18 protein-coding genes are annotated in these 15,506 nt (G+C 69.1%); 17 read left to right on the top strand and 1 reads right to left on the bottom strand.

Annotated elements, in window-relative coordinates; genetic code table 11:
* The first annotated feature begins 83 nt into the window (after positions 1-83).
* The 11 genes from secY to C1N74_RS13945 all read left to right on the top strand — a co-directional run bounded on the left by secY (position 84) and on the right by C1N74_RS13945 (position 7,841).
* A complete protein-coding gene (secY, locus tag C1N74_RS13995) occupies positions 84-1,409 on the top strand; it encodes a preprotein translocase subunit SecY (protein WP_023954067.1) in 1,326 nt (441 codons plus the stop codon).
* The gene (locus C1N74_RS13990) at positions 1,406-1,993 is read left to right on the top strand and encodes an adenylate kinase (RefSeq protein ID WP_137750765.1); all 588 of its coding nucleotides are present in this window, start codon (positions 1,406-1,408) and stop codon (positions 1,991-1,993) included. Before secY ends, C1N74_RS13990 begins: the two co-directional genes overlap by 4 nt.
* Positions 1,990-2,823 carry a type I methionyl aminopeptidase gene (gene map, locus C1N74_RS13985; protein WP_181021946.1) on the top strand — a complete coding sequence of 278 codons (834 nt, stop codon included), beginning with the start codon at positions 1,990-1,992 and terminating at the stop codon, positions 2,821-2,823. Before C1N74_RS13990 ends, map begins: the two co-directional genes overlap by 4 nt.
* Before the next feature lie 11 nt (positions 2,824-2,834).
* Positions 2,835-3,521: a thioredoxin domain-containing protein gene (locus C1N74_RS13980; protein WP_114598438.1), complete on the top strand. Its 687-nt coding sequence runs from the start codon at positions 2,835-2,837 to the stop codon at positions 3,519-3,521.
* A gap of 156 nt (positions 3,522-3,677) precedes the next feature.
* Positions 3,678-3,899 (top strand): translation initiation factor IF-1, encoded by a 222-nt coding sequence (gene infA, locus C1N74_RS13975; RefSeq protein WP_017201569.1) that lies wholly within the window; start codon positions 3,678-3,680, stop codon positions 3,897-3,899.
* A gap of 76 nt (positions 3,900-3,975) precedes the next feature.
* Entirely contained in the window at positions 3,976-4,092 is a 117-nt protein-coding gene (gene rpmJ, locus C1N74_RS13970) for a 50S ribosomal protein L36 (protein WP_005050492.1), read from the top strand.
* A 156-nt stretch (positions 4,093-4,248) separates the two neighbouring features.
* Positions 4,249-4,623 carry a 30S ribosomal protein S13 gene (gene rpsM, locus C1N74_RS13965; protein WP_023954076.1) on the top strand — a complete coding sequence of 125 codons (375 nt, stop codon included), beginning with the start codon at positions 4,249-4,251 and terminating at the stop codon, positions 4,621-4,623.
* A gap of 34 nt (positions 4,624-4,657) precedes the next feature.
* On the top strand, positions 4,658-5,056 hold the full coding sequence (gene rpsK, locus C1N74_RS13960; RefSeq protein ID WP_023954078.1) for a 30S ribosomal protein S11: 399 nt from the start codon (positions 4,658-4,660) through the stop codon (positions 5,054-5,056).
* Between the two features lie 122 nt (positions 5,057-5,178).
* Entirely contained in the window at positions 5,179-6,168 is a 990-nt protein-coding gene (locus C1N74_RS13955) for a DNA-directed RNA polymerase subunit alpha (RefSeq protein ID WP_023954080.1), read from the top strand.
* Positions 6,169-6,197: 29 nt separating this feature from the next.
* Entirely contained in the window at positions 6,198-6,767 is a 570-nt protein-coding gene (rplQ, locus tag C1N74_RS13950; RefSeq protein ID WP_023954082.1) for a 50S ribosomal protein L17, read from the top strand.
* 72 nt (positions 6,768-6,839) lie between these two features.
* Complete coding sequence (locus C1N74_RS13945; protein ID WP_181405549.1) at positions 6,840-7,841, top strand: GNAT family N-acetyltransferase; 1,002 nt, start codon at positions 6,840-6,842, stop codon at positions 7,839-7,841.
* Positions 7,842-7,862: 21 nt separating this feature from the next.
* Here C1N74_RS13945 and C1N74_RS13940 read toward each other — a convergent pair whose 3' ends face one another.
* The gene (locus C1N74_RS13940) at positions 7,863-9,737 is read right to left on the bottom strand and encodes an acyltransferase family protein (RefSeq protein WP_137750763.1); all 1,875 of its coding nucleotides are present in this window, start codon (positions 9,735-9,737) and stop codon (positions 7,863-7,865) included.
* Between the two features lie 133 nt (positions 9,738-9,870).
* On the opposite strand from C1N74_RS13940, the gene C1N74_RS13935 reads away from it, so the two are divergent.
* From C1N74_RS13935 to C1N74_RS13910, 6 genes are all read left to right on the top strand, one after another.
* Positions 9,871-10,755, top strand: coding sequence for a PfkB family carbohydrate kinase (locus C1N74_RS13935; RefSeq protein ID WP_071919058.1), 885 nt, complete (start codon positions 9,871-9,873; stop codon positions 10,753-10,755).
* A gap of 4 nt (positions 10,756-10,759) precedes the next feature.
* Positions 10,760-11,593, top strand: a complete 834-nt coding sequence (gene truA / locus C1N74_RS13930; RefSeq protein WP_137750762.1) for a tRNA pseudouridine(38-40) synthase TruA — start codon at positions 10,760-10,762, stop codon at positions 11,591-11,593.
* A 32-nt stretch (positions 11,594-11,625) separates the two neighbouring features.
* Positions 11,626-12,294 carry an endonuclease/exonuclease/phosphatase family protein gene (locus C1N74_RS13925; protein ID WP_023954087.1) on the top strand — a complete coding sequence of 223 codons (669 nt, stop codon included), beginning with the start codon at positions 11,626-11,628 and terminating at the stop codon, positions 12,292-12,294.
* A 74-nt stretch (positions 12,295-12,368) separates the two neighbouring features.
* Entirely contained in the window at positions 12,369-12,998 is a 630-nt protein-coding gene (locus tag C1N74_RS13920) for a hypothetical protein (protein ID WP_064955463.1), read from the top strand.
* Between the two features lie 130 nt (positions 12,999-13,128).
* Positions 13,129-13,878 (top strand): hypothetical protein, encoded by a 750-nt coding sequence (locus C1N74_RS13915; RefSeq protein ID WP_023954089.1) that lies wholly within the window; start codon positions 13,129-13,131, stop codon positions 13,876-13,878.
* 129 nt (positions 13,879-14,007) lie between these two features.
* Positions 14,008-15,504 carry a glycosyltransferase gene (locus C1N74_RS13910; protein ID WP_064955462.1) on the top strand — a complete coding sequence of 499 codons (1,497 nt, stop codon included), beginning with the start codon at positions 14,008-14,010 and terminating at the stop codon, positions 15,502-15,504.
* Positions 15,505-15,506: the final 2 nt, after the last annotated feature.

Here is a 15,506-nt window from a genome sequence, read left to right as displayed (position 1 = left end):
CGAGGCGCGCCTGTGAACGGCCTGGGATACCCTGGTTGACGGTGTCTTCCCGAGACGCCGCCCATCCCTTGGGAGGAATCCACTTGTTCAGCGCCATAGCGCGGGTCTTCCGCACTCCGGATCTCCGGCGGAAGATCGGCTTCACCCTGGCGATCATCGCCATCTACCGCCTGGGCGCGCACGTGCCGACGCCGTTCGTGAACTTCCCGAACGTGCAGAGTTGTCTCGATCAGAGCGGGACCGCCCAGGGCCTGCTCTCGCTCGTGAACCTGTTCTCGGGCGGTGCGCTGCTGCAGCTGTCGATCTTCGCGCTCGGCGTGATGCCCTACATCACCGCGACGATCATCGTGCAGTTGCTGCGCGTTGTCATCCCTCACTTCGAGACCCTCTACAAGGAGGGCCAGTCGGGCCAGGCGAAGCTCACGCAGTACACCCGCTACCTCACCATCGCGCTGGCTCTGCTGCAGTCCACGACGCTCGTGACGGTCGCACGCTCGGGTCAGCTGATCCCGGTGACCGGGGTCCCCGAGTGCGCGCAGCTGGTGACCTCCGAGGCCTGGTACGCCCAGCTCCTCATGATCATCACGATGACCGCCGGCACGGGCCTCATCATGTGGTTCGCCGAGCTCGTCACCGAGCGCGGCGTCGGCAACGGCATGTCGATCCTCATCTTCACCTCGATCGCGGCGACGTTCCCGGCGGCACTGTGGTCGATCGCGGTCGCCCGCGGCTTCGAGGTCTTCCTCCTCGTGCTGGCCGTCGGCATCGTCGTCGTGGCCCTCGTCGTCTTCGTCGAGCAGTCGCAGCGGCGGATCCCCGTCCAGTACGCCAAGCGGATGGTGGGACGTCGCACGTACGGCGGCACGAACACGTATATCCCGATCAAGGTCAACATGGCCGGTGTCGTCCCGGTCATCTTCGCCTCGTCGCTGCTGTACATCCCGGCGCTCATCGCGCAGTTCAACCAGAACCCGGATGCCGACGGCAACGTGCCCGGCTGGGTCGCGTGGATCCAGCAGTACTTCACGACCGGCGACCACCCGCTCTACATGGCGGTGTACTTCCTGCTGATCATTGGATTCACGTACTTCTACGTCGCGATCACGTTCAACCCGGTCGACGTCGCCGACAACATGAAGAAGTACGGCGGCTTCATCCCCGGCATCCGTGCCGGCCGGCCCACGGCGGAGTACCTCGACTACGTCCTCACCCGCATCACCGCTCCCGGCTCGATCTACCTGGGTCTCATCGCCCTGCTCCCGCTGATCGCGCTCGCGACGGTCGGTGCGAACCAGAACTTCCCGTTCGGCGGCGCATCGATCCTCATCATCGTGGGCGTCGGTCTCGAGACGGTGAAGCAGATCGACGCGCAGCTCCAGCAGCGTCACTACGAAGGGTTGCTGCGATGACGGCTGCACGTCTCCTGATCGTCGGGCCGCAGGGCTCGGGCAAGGGCACTCAGGGAGTGCGCATCGCCGAAGCGCTCGGTGTCCCCGCCGTCTCGACGGGCGACGTCTTCCGGGCGAACGTCAAAGAGGGCACCGAGCTCGGACAGCAGGTCAAAGCGATCATCGACTCCGGCGACCTGGTGCCCGACGAACTGACGAGCGCGATCGTGCGCGACCGGCTCGCGCAGGGTGACGCCGCCGGCGGGTTCCTGCTCGACGGTTACCCCCGGAACCTCGCGCAGGTGGCCGACCTCGACGCGTTCCTGGGTGGCCGCGGTGAGGAGCTGACGGGTGTCATCGAGCTCGTCGTGCCCCGAGAGGAGTCGATCGCGCGGCTGTCCAAGCGCGCCGCGGAGCAGGGCCGCGATGACGACAACGAGGAGTCCATCGCCAAGCGACTCTCGATCTACGAGAACGAGACCGCGCCGATCCTCGACGTGTTCCGCGAGCGCGGCATCGTCGACCAGATCGACGGCGTCGGCTCGCTCGACGAGATCACCGAGCGGATCACCGCGGCGCTGACCGCCCGCGGCATCACGGCGTGATCGGCCGCCGCTCCATCTACAAGTCGCCCGCTCAGCTGCAGGCGATGGTCGAGCCGGGCCTGATCACGGCCGCTGCGTTGCAGGCGGTGCGCGAGCACGTCGCGCCCGGCGTGACCACGCTCGAGCTCGACGCCATTGCGGCCGACGTGATCCGCTCGCGCGGCGCGGAGTCGAACTTCCAGCTCGTGCGCGGGTATCGCCACACGGTGTGCGCGTCGGTGAACGAGCAGGTCGTGCATGGGATCCCGGGCGCGCGCCCGCTCGAGCCCGGAGACATCCTGTCGATCGACGCCGGGGCGCAGTTCCGCGGCTGGAACGGCGACTCCGCTTTCACGATCGTCATCCCCGACCCGGACCGGCCCGAGCTGGTCGCCGCGCGGGAGCGGCTGTCGCAGGTCACCGAGGAGTCGCTGTGGGCGGGCATCGCCGCGATGGCGAACGCGAAGCGCATCGGCGAGATCGGCGACGCGATCCAGACCTCCATCGAGTCGTCCGGTGAGGGCTACGGCATCCTGCGCGACTACGTCGGGCACGGCATCGGACGCAAGATGCACGAGGCGCCGTCGGTGTTCAACTACCGCGTCGCCGATCTCGGGCCCGAGGTGAAGCCGGGTCTCGTCCTCGCGATCGAGCCCATGGTCGTGGCCGGCTCGGAGGAGACCTTCACCGAGGACGACGACTGGACCGTGTCGACGATCGACGGCTCGGACGGCTCCCATTGGGAACATAGCGTCGCGGTGCATGATGGGGGCATCTGGGTTCTCACGGCGCCCGACGGTGGCGCCGCGGGGCTTGCTCCGTATGGAATCGTGCCGACGGAAATCGGCTGAGGAGAGAAGTGATGGCTGCTGCGGCGACGGGTAAGACCAACTGGTTCGCGATCTGGGTGTCGACGGCCGTGGTGGTCGTCGTGGCTCTCATCGTCGCGCTGGTCGTGTGGATGAACAACAGCGCGACCGACCCGGGCACCCCGCCGACGGGATCCGGCATCAACCAGGAGACCGGCGCCGTCGTGGTCGGTGAGGGATCGCAGACCCTCGACACGTACATCGACTTCATGTGCCCGATCTGCGGCCAATTCGAGACGACGTACGGTCCCGAGATCCTCGATCTCGTCAACGACGGCACGATCACGCTGAACATCCACCCCATCTCGATCCTCGACCGCTACTCGCAGGGCACGGAGTACTCGACCCGCGCGGCCAATGCGATGTACTGCGTCGCGGAGGCGGACCCCGACGCGGCGGTGCCGTTCATGCAGGCGATGTTCGAACAGCAGCCCGCCGAGCAGTCGACGGGTCTGACCGACGATCAGATCCTCCAGATCGCCTCGGACGCCGGCGTAACCGGCATCGACTCGTGCGTCACGGATCGTACCTACGCCTCGTTCGTCACCGCGAAGACCAAGGAGACGCCGATCCAGCCCGGTGCCAGCGGTATCGGAACGCCGACGATCGCGGTCAACGGTGAGACGATCTCGAACAGCACCATCCCGGCACGCGGCTCGTTCGCCACGCTCTTCAACTGAGTGGGGGCGGGCGACGCGCCGTGCGAGATACGGCGAGTTGCCGGAGCGTGCGGTAGCGCGTATGCTTGCTCTTTGGTGCGTTGCGCCTCTCTTGGCGTGTCACCGAAAATCCCATCCAACGCAGACCGACCGGCCTGCACAACTGTAAGCGAGCGTATGGCGAAGAAAGACGGTGTCATCGAGATCGAGGGCGTGATCTCCGAGGCCCTGCCCAACGCGATGTTCCGCGTCGAGCTGAGCAACGGACACAAGGTCCTCGCAACGATCTCGGGCAAGATGCGGCAGAACTACATCCGCATCATCCCCGAAGACCGTGTGGTCGTGGAGCTCAGCCCCTACGACCTGACGCGCGGCCGCATCGTCTACCGCTACCGCTGAGCCCAGCGCACGCCGGTCGAGAAGTAACGCCCCGGAGCCTCTGCTCCGTCGGCGAAGACAGCGAATCAGGAACATCATGAAGGTCAACCCCTCCGTCAAGCCCATCTGCGACCACTGCAAGGTCATCCGTCGCCACGGTCGCGTCATGGTCATCTGCAAGTCGAACCCGCGTCACAAGCAGCGCCAGGGCTGATCGGATGCCGCGTCCGCGCGGCACCCGGTACGACGACAACTCAATACACCTCAGGCAGATCAGAACCCGTACGGCGCCGCCGGCGGGGGACACCTCGGGACGAAGGCCCGAGCACCGATCCTGCTCCACACCTTCGATTACTCCTAGGAGAACCGCATGGCACGTCTTGCCGGCGTTGACATCCCGCGCGACAAGCGCGTGGTGATCGCCCTCACGTACATCTACGGCGTGGGCCGTACCCGTTCGAACGAGATCCTCGCTGCGACGGAGATCGACGAGAACATCCGCGTCAAGGACCTCACCGACGACCAGCTCGTCGCGCTCCGCGACTACATCGAGGGCAACTACAAGGTGGAGGGTGACCTGCGCCGCGAGGTCGCCGCCGACATCCGCCGCAAGGTCGAGATCGGTTCCTACGAGGGTCTGCGCCACCGCCGTGGCCTGCCCGTGCGCGGTCAGCGCACCAAGACCAACGCGCGTACGCGCAAGGGTCCCAAGCGCACCGTCGCCGGCAAGAAGAAGGCGCGCTAAGGCGCGGCCCCCACAGGTTTAGGAGAATACGCACATGGCACAGGCCAAGTCCGCAGCGCGCAAGCCGCGCCGCAAGGAGAAGAAGAACATCGCGTTGGGCCACGCCCACATCAAGTCGACGTTCAACAACACGATCGTCTCGATCACCGACCCGTCGGGCGCCGTCATCAGCTGGGCCTCCTCGGGTGGCGTCGGCTTCAAGGGCTCGCGCAAGTCGACCCCCTACGCCGCCGGCATGGCCGCCGAGTCCGCTGCGCGTCAGGCGCAGGAGCACGGCGTCAAGAAGGTCGACGTCTTCGTCAAGGGCCCCGGTTCGGGCCGTGAGACCGCGATCCGCTCGCTGACGGCCGCCGGCCTCGAGGTGGGGTCCATCCAGGACGTCACCCCCCAGGCCCACAACGGCTGCCGTCCCCCCAAGCGCCGCCGCGTCTGAGCTGACACGGATCCGGATGCCGCACCTCGCGGCATCCGGACTTCCGTCGTTTCCTTGAAAACTCAACACCTCACTGAAATGCACGTGTCATATAGCGGTCACGTGATCGAAAGGAACACATAGTGCTCATCGCACAGCGTCCCACTCTGACCGAGGAGAAGATCGGCGAGTTCCGCAGCCGGTTCGTCGTCGAGCCGCTCGAGCCCGGCTTCGGCTACACCATCGGCAACGCGCTGCGCCGCAGCCTGCTGTCGTCCATCCCGGGTGCCGCCGTCACCAGCATCCGCTTCGACGGTGTGCTGCACGAGTTCAGCACCATCCCGGGCGTGAAGGAGGATGTCACCGAGATCATCCTCAACATCAAGCAGCTGGTCGTCTCGTCCGAGCGCGACGAGCCCATCACGGCGTACCTGCGCAAGACCGGTGCCGGTGAGGTCACGGCCGCCGACATCTCGGCTCCGGCCGGTGTCGAGGTCCACAACCCCGACCTGGTCATCGCGACGCTCAACGACAGCGCGAAGTTCGAGCTCGAGCTCGTCATCGAGCGCGGTCGCGGCTACGTCTCGGCGACGCAGAACCGCAACGAGTACGCCGAGGCCGGTCAGATCCCGATCGACTCGATCTACTCGCCCGTGCTCAAGGTCAGCTACCGCGTCGAGGCGACTCGTGCCGGTGAGCGCACCGACTTCGACAAGCTTGTCCTCGACGTCGAGTCGAAGGCGTCCATCTCGCCGCGCGACGCCGTCGCATCGGCCGGTCGCACGCTCGTCGAGCTGTTCGGTCTCGCCCGCGAGCTGAACGTCGAGGCCGAGGGCATCGAGATCGGCCCCGCGCCGGTCGCCGAGGTCCTCACCAACGAGCTGTCGATGCCGATCGAGGACCTCGACCTGTCGGTCCGTTCGTACAACTGCCTCAAGCGCGAGGGCATCAACACGGTGTCCGAGCTGGTCGCCCTCTCGGAGACCCAGCTCATGAACATCCGCAACTTCGGTCAGAAGTCGGTCGACGAGGTGCGCGACAAGCTCGTCTCCCTCGGCCTGTCGCTGAAGGACTCGGTTCCCGGGTTCGACGGTGCGCACTTCTACGGCGGATACGACGACGAGAACCTCTGAGCCCCCTTTTCTTCCTGGAGTAATCAAACATGCCTAAGCCCACCAAGGGTCCCCGCCTCGGAGGCGGCCCCGCACACGAGCGCCTGCTTCTCGCGAACCTCGCCGCGGCCCTGTTCACGCACAAGTCGATCACCACGACCGAGACCAAGGCCAAGCGCCTGCGTCCGTACGCCGAGCGCCTGGTCACCTTCGCCAAGCGCGGCGACCTGCACGCCCGCCGCCGCGTCGCGTCGGTCATCGGCGACAAGAGCGTCGTGCACGAGCTCTTCGCCGAGATCGCTCCGCTGGTCGCCGAGCGCGAGGGTGGCTACACCCGCATCACGAAGATCGGCAACCGCAAGGGCGACAACGCCCCCATGGCCGTCATCGAGCTCGTTCTCGAGCCGGTGAACCCGAAGCCGAAGTCCGCGAAGAAGTCGGCTGCCGCCGCTCCTGCCGCTGAGGCTCCGGTCGAGGAGGCTCCCGTCGAGGAGACCACCGAGGCTCCCGCCGACGACACGGCCGCCGACGCCGGCGCCGAGTCGCCGGAGGAGGGCGCAGCCGCCGAGGCTGCGGCCGAGGACGCCGCTGAGGCTCCCGCCGAGGACGACAAGAAGTAACCAGCGCATCGCGCCGACATCGGGCCCGCACTCTCTCCGGAGGGTGCGGGCCCGATGTGCGAGGCTGGAGAGGTGAACGAGCCGAACGCACCCTCCTGCCCCGCCGTAGCGCACTGGCGCACGGCGACCTCGGATGACATCGACGTCATCCACGGCGTCCTGGAGGCCGCCGACCGGGTAGACCACCCGACGTGGACGACGCCGCGCGAGGAGGTCGCCGAGACGTTCGAGCTGTCGCACATCGACCACTCTCGCGACACGATGATCGCGTTCGACGAGGCCGGCGAAGCCCTCGCGGTCGGCACCGTCACCCTGCATCCCTCGCGCGACGAGCATCTGCACATCTATCTCACCGGTGCGGTGCGGCCCGATCGGCGCGGGCGCGGGATCGGCACGGCGCTGTTGACGTGGCAGCACGCGCGCGCCGAGGAGCAGCTGCGCGAGGCGGTGGCAGCGGATGCCGCGGCCGCGAGCCGCCCCGCCGAGATCCAGGTGTACGCGTCGGAGAAGGACACGGCTCTCGAGCGCATCGCCGAATCGCTCGGCTACCGCACCGAGCGCTGGTTCTCGACGATGCACCGCGATCTGACGCAGCCGATCATCGGCGTTCCCGCTCCCGTCGGCATCGAGCTGGTGCCGTTCTCGGACGATCGAGCGGAGGACGCGCGGCTGGCGCGCAACGACGCGTTCCGCGATCACTGGGGGAGCCTCCCCAGTCCGCCCGAGCGGTGGCAGCAGTTCATCGGCGGCCCGTTCCTCCGGCCCGACCTGTGCACGCTCGCACTCGACGACGGGCGGATCGTCGGGTTCTGCCTCGCGTCCGTGAACGAGGGAGACTTCGACGTCCTCGGGCCGAACGCCTACATCGACCTCGTCGGGGTCGTCCGCTCGCACCGTCGGCGCGGCCTGGCCCCCGCCGTGATCTCGCGCTCGCTCGCGGCGATGCGCGACGCGGGGCTCGGCGTAGCCGTGCTCGACGTCGACACCGAGAGTCCGACCGGGGCGAACACGCTCTACGGCGGTCTCGGATTCACACCCTATGAGCGCGAGCGCGTGCTGGTGCGCCGGTACTGATCCGCGGTCGTCGATCCGCGATTACCGATCCTCGGCGCGTCCCAGGATCTCCAGCAGCGTCGTCCGCGTCTGATCCGCGGCCCACTGCGCCGTCGCGAGCTGGGTAGCGGCGCCGTCCACCGCACGCTTCACCGTGCGCGCGTAGAGGTCGCCGCCGGCCGCCTCGGGATGGATCTGATCACCCGCGAGCAGGTCGGTGTGGTCTGCGACGGCACCCGCCCAGTCGGCGACGGCCACCCGAGGGTGAGCGGCGGCGAAGGCGGTGAGGTCGCGGTTGACGCCGGGAATCCAGTCGCGCGGGCCGGCGGCGTTCACGAGGATGACGTAGCGCTCGGGTCCCGCCGCATCCGCGATGCGCTGCAGCGCCTCGGTCGAGACGGGGCCGTTCGTGCCGAGGCCGACCACGACGTACTCGCGCAGGGCGCCGGACGCCGCGAGGTCGTCGATGATGCGGACGCCCGCCCACAGCGACCGTGACACCTCGGCGTCGACCGCGATCCCCGGCATCGCTTGGAGCAGCCCGGGAGCGGAGGCGAGCATGACCGAGTCGCCGACGGCGCTCACGCGCGTACCGTCGACCGTCTGCGCGCCCGGCGCGGGGGCAGGCGTGGGATGCCGGTCGGCCTGCGTGAGGGCGTCGCGCCCGGCGTCGACCGCGCTCTGGCTCGTCGTCTCGCGCGGTGCCGCCGCGACCGCGGCCGTCGTTCCGCCGAGGGCGAGGGCCGCAGCCGTGGCGGCCGCCAGGGTCGCTGCCCGGCGAGACGGGCGCGATCGCAACCCGCGTCGCGCGATCGCGAAGGCGCCGCGGAACCCGTGACGCCGCACCGGCTGCTCGATCCACCGGTAGGACGCCGCCGCCAGCGCGACAGAGGCGATCGCGACGACCGTACCCGTGGCGACGGGGACGCCCGCCTCGGGGCCGGCGCCGCCGAGCTGGAACGACAGCAGGACGAGGAGCGGCCAGTGCCAGAGGTACACCGCGTACGACCGCTCGCCCAGCCAGCGCAGCGGTGCGACATCCAGCGCCCGGCCGAACCACGAGCCCGGCCACGCCGCGACCAGCAGCACGACGGCGGTGAGGAGCGACGCGGCGAGGCTCGAGGCCGGGAAGGTGATGGCCTCCCCACCGCCCGCGGCGGCCGCGGTGACGATCCCGGCGGTGGCGAGCGCTCCGACGACGACGCCCCAGACCGGGCCGACGCCGGCTACCGAAGAGCGGCGCACGACGAGACCGTGCAGCGCGAAGGCGACGGCGACACCGATGAGGAGCCCGAAGGCGTGCGTGTCGGTGCCGAAGTAGACCCGCGTGAGGTCGGCCCCCGCCGCGACGCACGCGGATGCCCACGCGGCCGACAGCGCCGCGAGGACGAGGGCGACCGCGGCGCGCGAGCGCCGGCCCGGAAGCAGCAGGAAGAGGGGCACCAGCAGCGGCCAGAGCAGATAGAACTGCTCCTCGACCGCGAGCGACCAAAGGTTCCGGAAGATCTCCGGGTCGGCCGCAGAGAAGTAGGTGCCGCCGTCGGCCATCGACACCCAGTTGTACGAGAAGGTCGCGGCTCCGAGGACCTGCAGGCCCATGTCGACCAGCACGTCGCCACCGACGAGCCAGGCGAGGGAGGCGCTGACGGTGACGACGGTCGCGAGCGCCGGGAGCAGGCGTCGCGCGCGCCGCGTCCAGAACCGCCGCAGCCGGATGCGGCCCTCGCGGGCGCGTTCGCGCAGGAGCAGCGTCGTGATGAGGAAGCCGGAGATGACGAAGAAGACGTCGACGCCGACGTAACCGCTGCGCAGGAAGGCCGCGGGGAACAGGTGGTAGACGACGACGAGCACCACGGCGACGGCGCGCAGGCCGTCGAGTCCCGCGATGCGGGCGCGCGGAGGAAGCGGAGAAGTCATCGGGCTGTATCCGGGGTCGTCGGGGGGACGGGCGGCGGCAGCCTCCCAGTGTAGAGCGGGCGCCTGGGGGCGATGTGGTAGACCGGAGGAGATGCGCGGATCCCGCGTATCGGCTTTCGAGAACAGGTGGAACATGGGCGCTCCCGAGGTCCTGGTGCTGGGCGAGGCGTTGGTCGACATCGTCGAGACCGACGACGGTGTGGCCGAGCACGTCGGCGGCAGCCCCGCCAACGTCGCGGTGGGCGTCGCCCGCCTCGGCGTTCCCGTGCGTCTGGCGACGCGGCTGGGACGGGACGAGCGCGGCGAGCGGATCGCGCGTCACGTGCGCGAGGCAGGCGCCGAGGTCGCCGAGGCGTCGTGGACCGAGGCGCCGACCGACACGGCGCGCGCCCGCATCCGTCCCGACGGGTCGGCGCAGTACGACTTCGACGTGGCCGGCGTTGTACCGCCCGTGCCCCGCGGCGACGCCGCTCTCGTGCACACCGGCTCGATCGCCCTGTTCCTCGATCCGGGCGGGGAGACCTGCCTGGCGGCTCTGGAGGCCGCCCGCGGCGAAGCGATCGTCACCGTGGACCCGAACATCCGGCCGGCGCTCGTCGGCTCGCGCCAGACGGCGCTGGCCCGCTTCGCCCGCGCCGCGGCGGCCGCCGATCTCGTCAAGCTCAGCGACGAGGATGCCGAATGGCTGTGGCCCGGCGCCGATGCAGACGGCGTGCTCGAGACGATCGCGGGCCTCGGCGCCGCGGCGGTCGTCATGACGCGCGGCCGCGAGGGGGCGATCGGCCGGGCGCCCGACGGTGCGGTCGTCGAGGTCGCCGGCGTCGCGGTGACGGTGGCCGACACGATCGGCGCGGGCGACTCGTTCATGGCGAGCCTGATCGCCACTCTCGTCGACCGCGGCCTGCCCGCCGACGCCGACGCGCTCGCGGATGCGATGGGGGTCGCGGCGCGCGCCGCGGCGATCACGGTGTCGCGGCCCGGGGCCAATCCGCCCACGCGCGCCGAGCTGGAAGACTGATCGGGTGCGCCTGAGACTGGACATCGCCTACGACGGATCGGGGTTCTCGGGCTGGGCCCGCCAGCCGGGCCTGCGGACAGTTCAGGGGTCGATCGAGGCGGCCGTCAGCCGCGTTCTCGGCGGCGACGCGCAGCTCGTCGTCGCGGGCCGTACCGATGCCGGCGTGCACGCCTCGGGTCAGGTCGCGCACCTCGACCTGAGCGACGCGCAGGAGGCGCGGCTGCGACGTGGCCGCGACCCCGAGCCGGCCGCCCTCGCCGCGCGCTTGAACGGTGTGCTGGGCCGTTACGCCGACGTCCACGTGCGGGCGACATCCGTTGCTCCGGTGGGGTTCGACGCCCGGTTCTCCGCGGTCTGGCGACGCTACGCGTACCGTGTCGCCGACCGTACGACGGGCTACGACCCGCTCGAGCGCTTCCGCACGACCTTCGTTCCGGTGGCCCTCGACGGCGCGGCGATGGATGCCGCCGCACGCAGCCTGACCGGCCTCCACGATTTCGCCGCGTACTGCAAGCCGCGGCCCGAGGCGACGACGATCCGGACGCTGCTCGAGTTCGACTGGCGGCGCGACGAGAGCGGTGTGCTCGTCGCCAACGTCAAGGCCGACGCGTTCTGCCACAGCATGGTGCGGGCCCTCGTCGGCGCGTGCGTCGCGGTGGGCGAGGGGCGGCTCGACGTCGAGGACGTCGCGGTCCTCCGCGATGCGCACCGACGGACGAGCGCCTTCGCGGTGCTGGCGGCGCGCGGGCTCACGCTCACGGAGGTCGGATACCCCGCCGACGATCTGCTCGCCGCACGCGCGGAGCAGACCCGCGCCCGCCGCGCAACGGACACCTGACCGAAAGGAAGCGGGCGTAGCCTGGCGGCACCATGAAGGTCATCTCGTACAACCTGCGCAAGCACCGCGCCGCCTCCGAGCTCTCCGAACTCGTCGAGCAGCACGGCGCAGACGTGCTCTGCCTGCAGGAAGCGGACACCAGCGGCATCCCCGACCGGATCAGCGGGCTGCGGCTCGCCGAGGCGACGGCGCGCAACCGGCTGGGACTGGCGGTCTACTACCGGGAGAACACCTTCCGCGCGGTCGAGGTCCGTTCGCTCGCGTTGAAGAAGTCGCTCCACGACCGCGTCCTCAAGCCCGCCGAGGAACGGATGCTCGGCGTGCGGCTGCGGGACATCGACGACGGCCGTGACGTCATCGTGGCGAGCTTCCATGCGGCGCCGCTGACGGCGCTGAACTCGCTGCGCCGCAACCAGATCCAGGCGGCGCTGGGCGCCCTGTCGGAGCTCGGTGAGGGGCTGCCGATCCTCATGGTCGGCGACTACAACTACCCGGTGTTCAAGGAGAACCTCGGGCAGGTCGTGCGCAAGCAGGGGTACGAGCTGACGCTCAGCGACGCCCGCACCTACACGCGCTACAAGTTCTTCCGCGGTCACTACGACTTCGCCACGAGCGTCGGATTCGACATCGAGCGGGTGCAGACGCTGCCGCAGGGCGCGAGCGACCACCTGCCGATCCTGGTCACGGCCGAGCCCGCGTGAGATCGAGCCCGCCCGGCTGTGGCGCTCGGCTCCGCGGCTCCCCCGTACACTCGGGGAGGGAAGGCGGAGGAGACATGATGCGACGCTGGGGGACGGCCGCCGCGACTGCGGTGATGGCTGTGGCTCTCGTGGGATGCGGCCCAGCGCCGTGGAACCTCCCCTCCGGCGGCGGGGGAGACGCGAGCGGCCCCGCGCCCTCGCCGAGCGTCTCGCGCACGGCTGTGCCGCCCCCGGTCCCGAACGACCTCTCGAGCGGCTCGACCGAGCGTCAGGTGACCGCCGGGGCCGTGACGGGATCGCTCAACTACTGGTCCGACCTGTCGATGGACCGGTGGACGGCGACGGCCCTCAAGCCGGTCAGCCTCTCCCTCGTGACGACCGTCAGCCCCGATGACGGGCAGAAGGTCTACCTGCAGAAGGCGACGATGATCGCCGTGCCCGGCAACGCGCAGGGCGACCTCAGCCCGCTGGCACCGACATCCGACCAGTCGGCGACCAATCCCGGCTACCTCGTGCTCTCGCCGTACAGCTACTCGCAGACGTTCTACGTCGGCGAGGTGCCGCCGGAGGCCACGTTCGTCACGATCCGCTTCACGTACGACTTCCTCGTGCAGACGACCCCCACCTCCGACGAGTTCGCGAAGCAGACCGCGACCGACAGCATCACGGTCGCGATCGCGGCGGCCGAGAGCGACGGCGGCTGAAACCTCAAGGTCGCCGCAAGGCGACCTGAAGAGATCGCAAAGCGCCCGGGGCGGTCCTCGCCGGGATGCTTGGATGGCGAGGCCCGCGACATTCGACGCTGGCCCCTCGCCTCGAGAAATCCGGTCTGCCATGTCTCCGCGCCGCACCCCCACCCTCCGCGCACGTACGCTCCGCGCGGGCGCGCTCGCCCTCTCGCTCGTCGTGCTCTCGGGCTGCTCTGAACTGACGGGGATGATCAACGCCGTCCAAGGTGAACCGGTCTCGGCTGTGCCGGCACCGGCGCCTTCGCAGTCGCCCAGCATGGCGTTCAACTCCCAGTTCACCTATGACGGATCGGTGTCGCTCTCGTCCGAGGTGGCGCAGGACCTCGAGCTCCGCCTCGACGTGTGGGCGCAGGATCCCAAGCGGACGCAGGAATGGACGCCCGGAGCGGACAAGACGTTCGGCTTCGCGGTCAACGTCCACGACAAGCGCGTCGACGAGAAGGCCGTGCTGTCGCAGAAACGGCGCGTGTTCATCTCGTCGATCTCGATCACCTCGCAGACCGCGCAGACGTCGGGGCAGGTGCAGAACCCGTTCCAGTTCAGCGCAGACCCGCGCACGCTCGTTCCGAGCGACACGATCCGCTCCGACCGGGGTCTGCTGCTCAACAGCTTCCAGGGCGGCCTCTACGTGCCCGAGACCATCGTCCACGGGCTTCCTGCCGACACCTACGGCATGACGCTCGAGTTCGCGATGACCGTGTGGGTCGAGGGCAACGCGAACGACGATGCGAGCTTCTCCCAGCAGACGGTCTACCAGTACCTGCCGGTCGCGATCTTCAGCGACGAGCAGGCGGCCGACTCCGTTCCCGCGCCGGCTCCCAGCACCACGCCCTGAGGTGGCGCGGGCGCCCGCATTCCTTGCGCAGAAATTGCGGTTGACTTCGTCCGCTCTGCACACACGGCGCCCCAGAATGGATCGCGGCAGACAACAGCTGCCCCATCACCTCGCACAGGATGTGACCGCATGACCCAGACGCCGTACACGCCGTACACGCCGAACCCGGCGTTCGCGCAGCCGCAGCGCCCCGCCCCGGAGGCGCCGGTGCAGCTGGCGGATCACTTCGCGACGGCATTCCCCGACGACTTCGAGTCGGTCCTCGAGAACACCACCGTCCACCGCTCCACGATCGGCTGCGTCATCCCCGCGTACAACGAGGAGGAGTCGATCGCCGACGTGATCGAGGGCCTGCTCGCGCAGACCCGCGTGCCGGACGTCATCCACGTCATCGCGAACAACACCTCCGACAACACCGTGAAGATCGCCGCTGCGTACGCCGGGCCCCACGAGGTCACGACCGAGCTCGGCACGCAGTTCACCGAGGTGTTCGTCCACGACATCGGTAAGAACCCCGACAAGAAGGTCGGCGCGCTCAACTACGGCTACTCGCTCGTCGAGGGGTACGACTACCTGCTCGGCGTCGACGGTGACACGATCGCCGACTCGCGTGCCGTGGAGTACCTCGAGTCGGAGGCCGTCGGCGACTCGCGCATCGGCGGCATCTCGGCGATCTACTCGATCGACGACAAGCCCATCAAGGGGACGATCGCGAAGTTCCTCATCGCCGGTCAGCGCACCCAGTTCGCCGCCTTCAACATGCAGAACCTGCTGCGCGGCCGCAACATGGCCGTGCTGGGCGGGCAGTTCTCGATCTTCTCGACGAACGCGCTGCGCGACGCGATGAAGCAGAACCACCAGTCGACCCCGTGGGTGAAGGATTCCGAGGTCGAGGACTCGCTGCTGTCGCTCCAGATCAAGAGCGCGGGCTACCTGACGAAGATCAGCCCGTACGCCCGCGCGAACGTCGGCGGAATGACGACCCTGAAGGGTTACGACGCCCAGCAGGTGAAGTGGACCTACGGTGCCATCGAGCTGATGTGGCCGGGCCAGCGCGGCGACACGAAGGGGCAGCCGTTCCATCCGAACCTGCGCCTGCGCTGGTTCGAGAACTTCGGGATGCTGACGAACCTGTTCGTGCGCGTCGCGTTCCTCATCCTGCTCGCCGGCTCGCTGTCCATCAACGCGTTCGTCTTCTCCCCGCTCTGGTTGATCCCGCCTCTGGTCGCCGTGCTGCTGAACCTGCGCATGGCCCGCAGTATCAAGGACCACAATCAGCGCGACATCCTCTTCGCCATCCTGGTGTTCCCCGCCGAGGCGTTCATGTGGATCCGGCTCGGCCACTTCATGCGCTCGTGGTCGCGCTTCCTGTCGAAGAAGAAGGTCGACAACTGGGCGATGCAGGCCAAGGCCGAGAGCGGCGGCGGCAGCATCGGTCACTGGATGCCGCTGGTGATCCTCGCCGCGGTGCTGCTGGCGATGGCCGTCGTGTGGAACATCATCGGCCCCGTCGCGCAGTCGTCGATCCTGTGGATCGGATGGCCGATCGTCGGTGTCGTCACCGTGCTGCAGACCCTGCTGATGTTCTCCAAGCTGGTCCGCCGCCAGAACGGCTACAAGGTCTGAAC

The organism is Microbacterium sp. SGAir0570 (assembly GCF_005491085.2).
GTDB classification, from domain to species: Bacteria; Actinomycetota; Actinomycetes; order Actinomycetales; family Microbacteriaceae; genus Microbacterium; species Microbacterium arborescens.
This window is presented reverse-complemented; position numbering and strand designations above follow the sequence as displayed.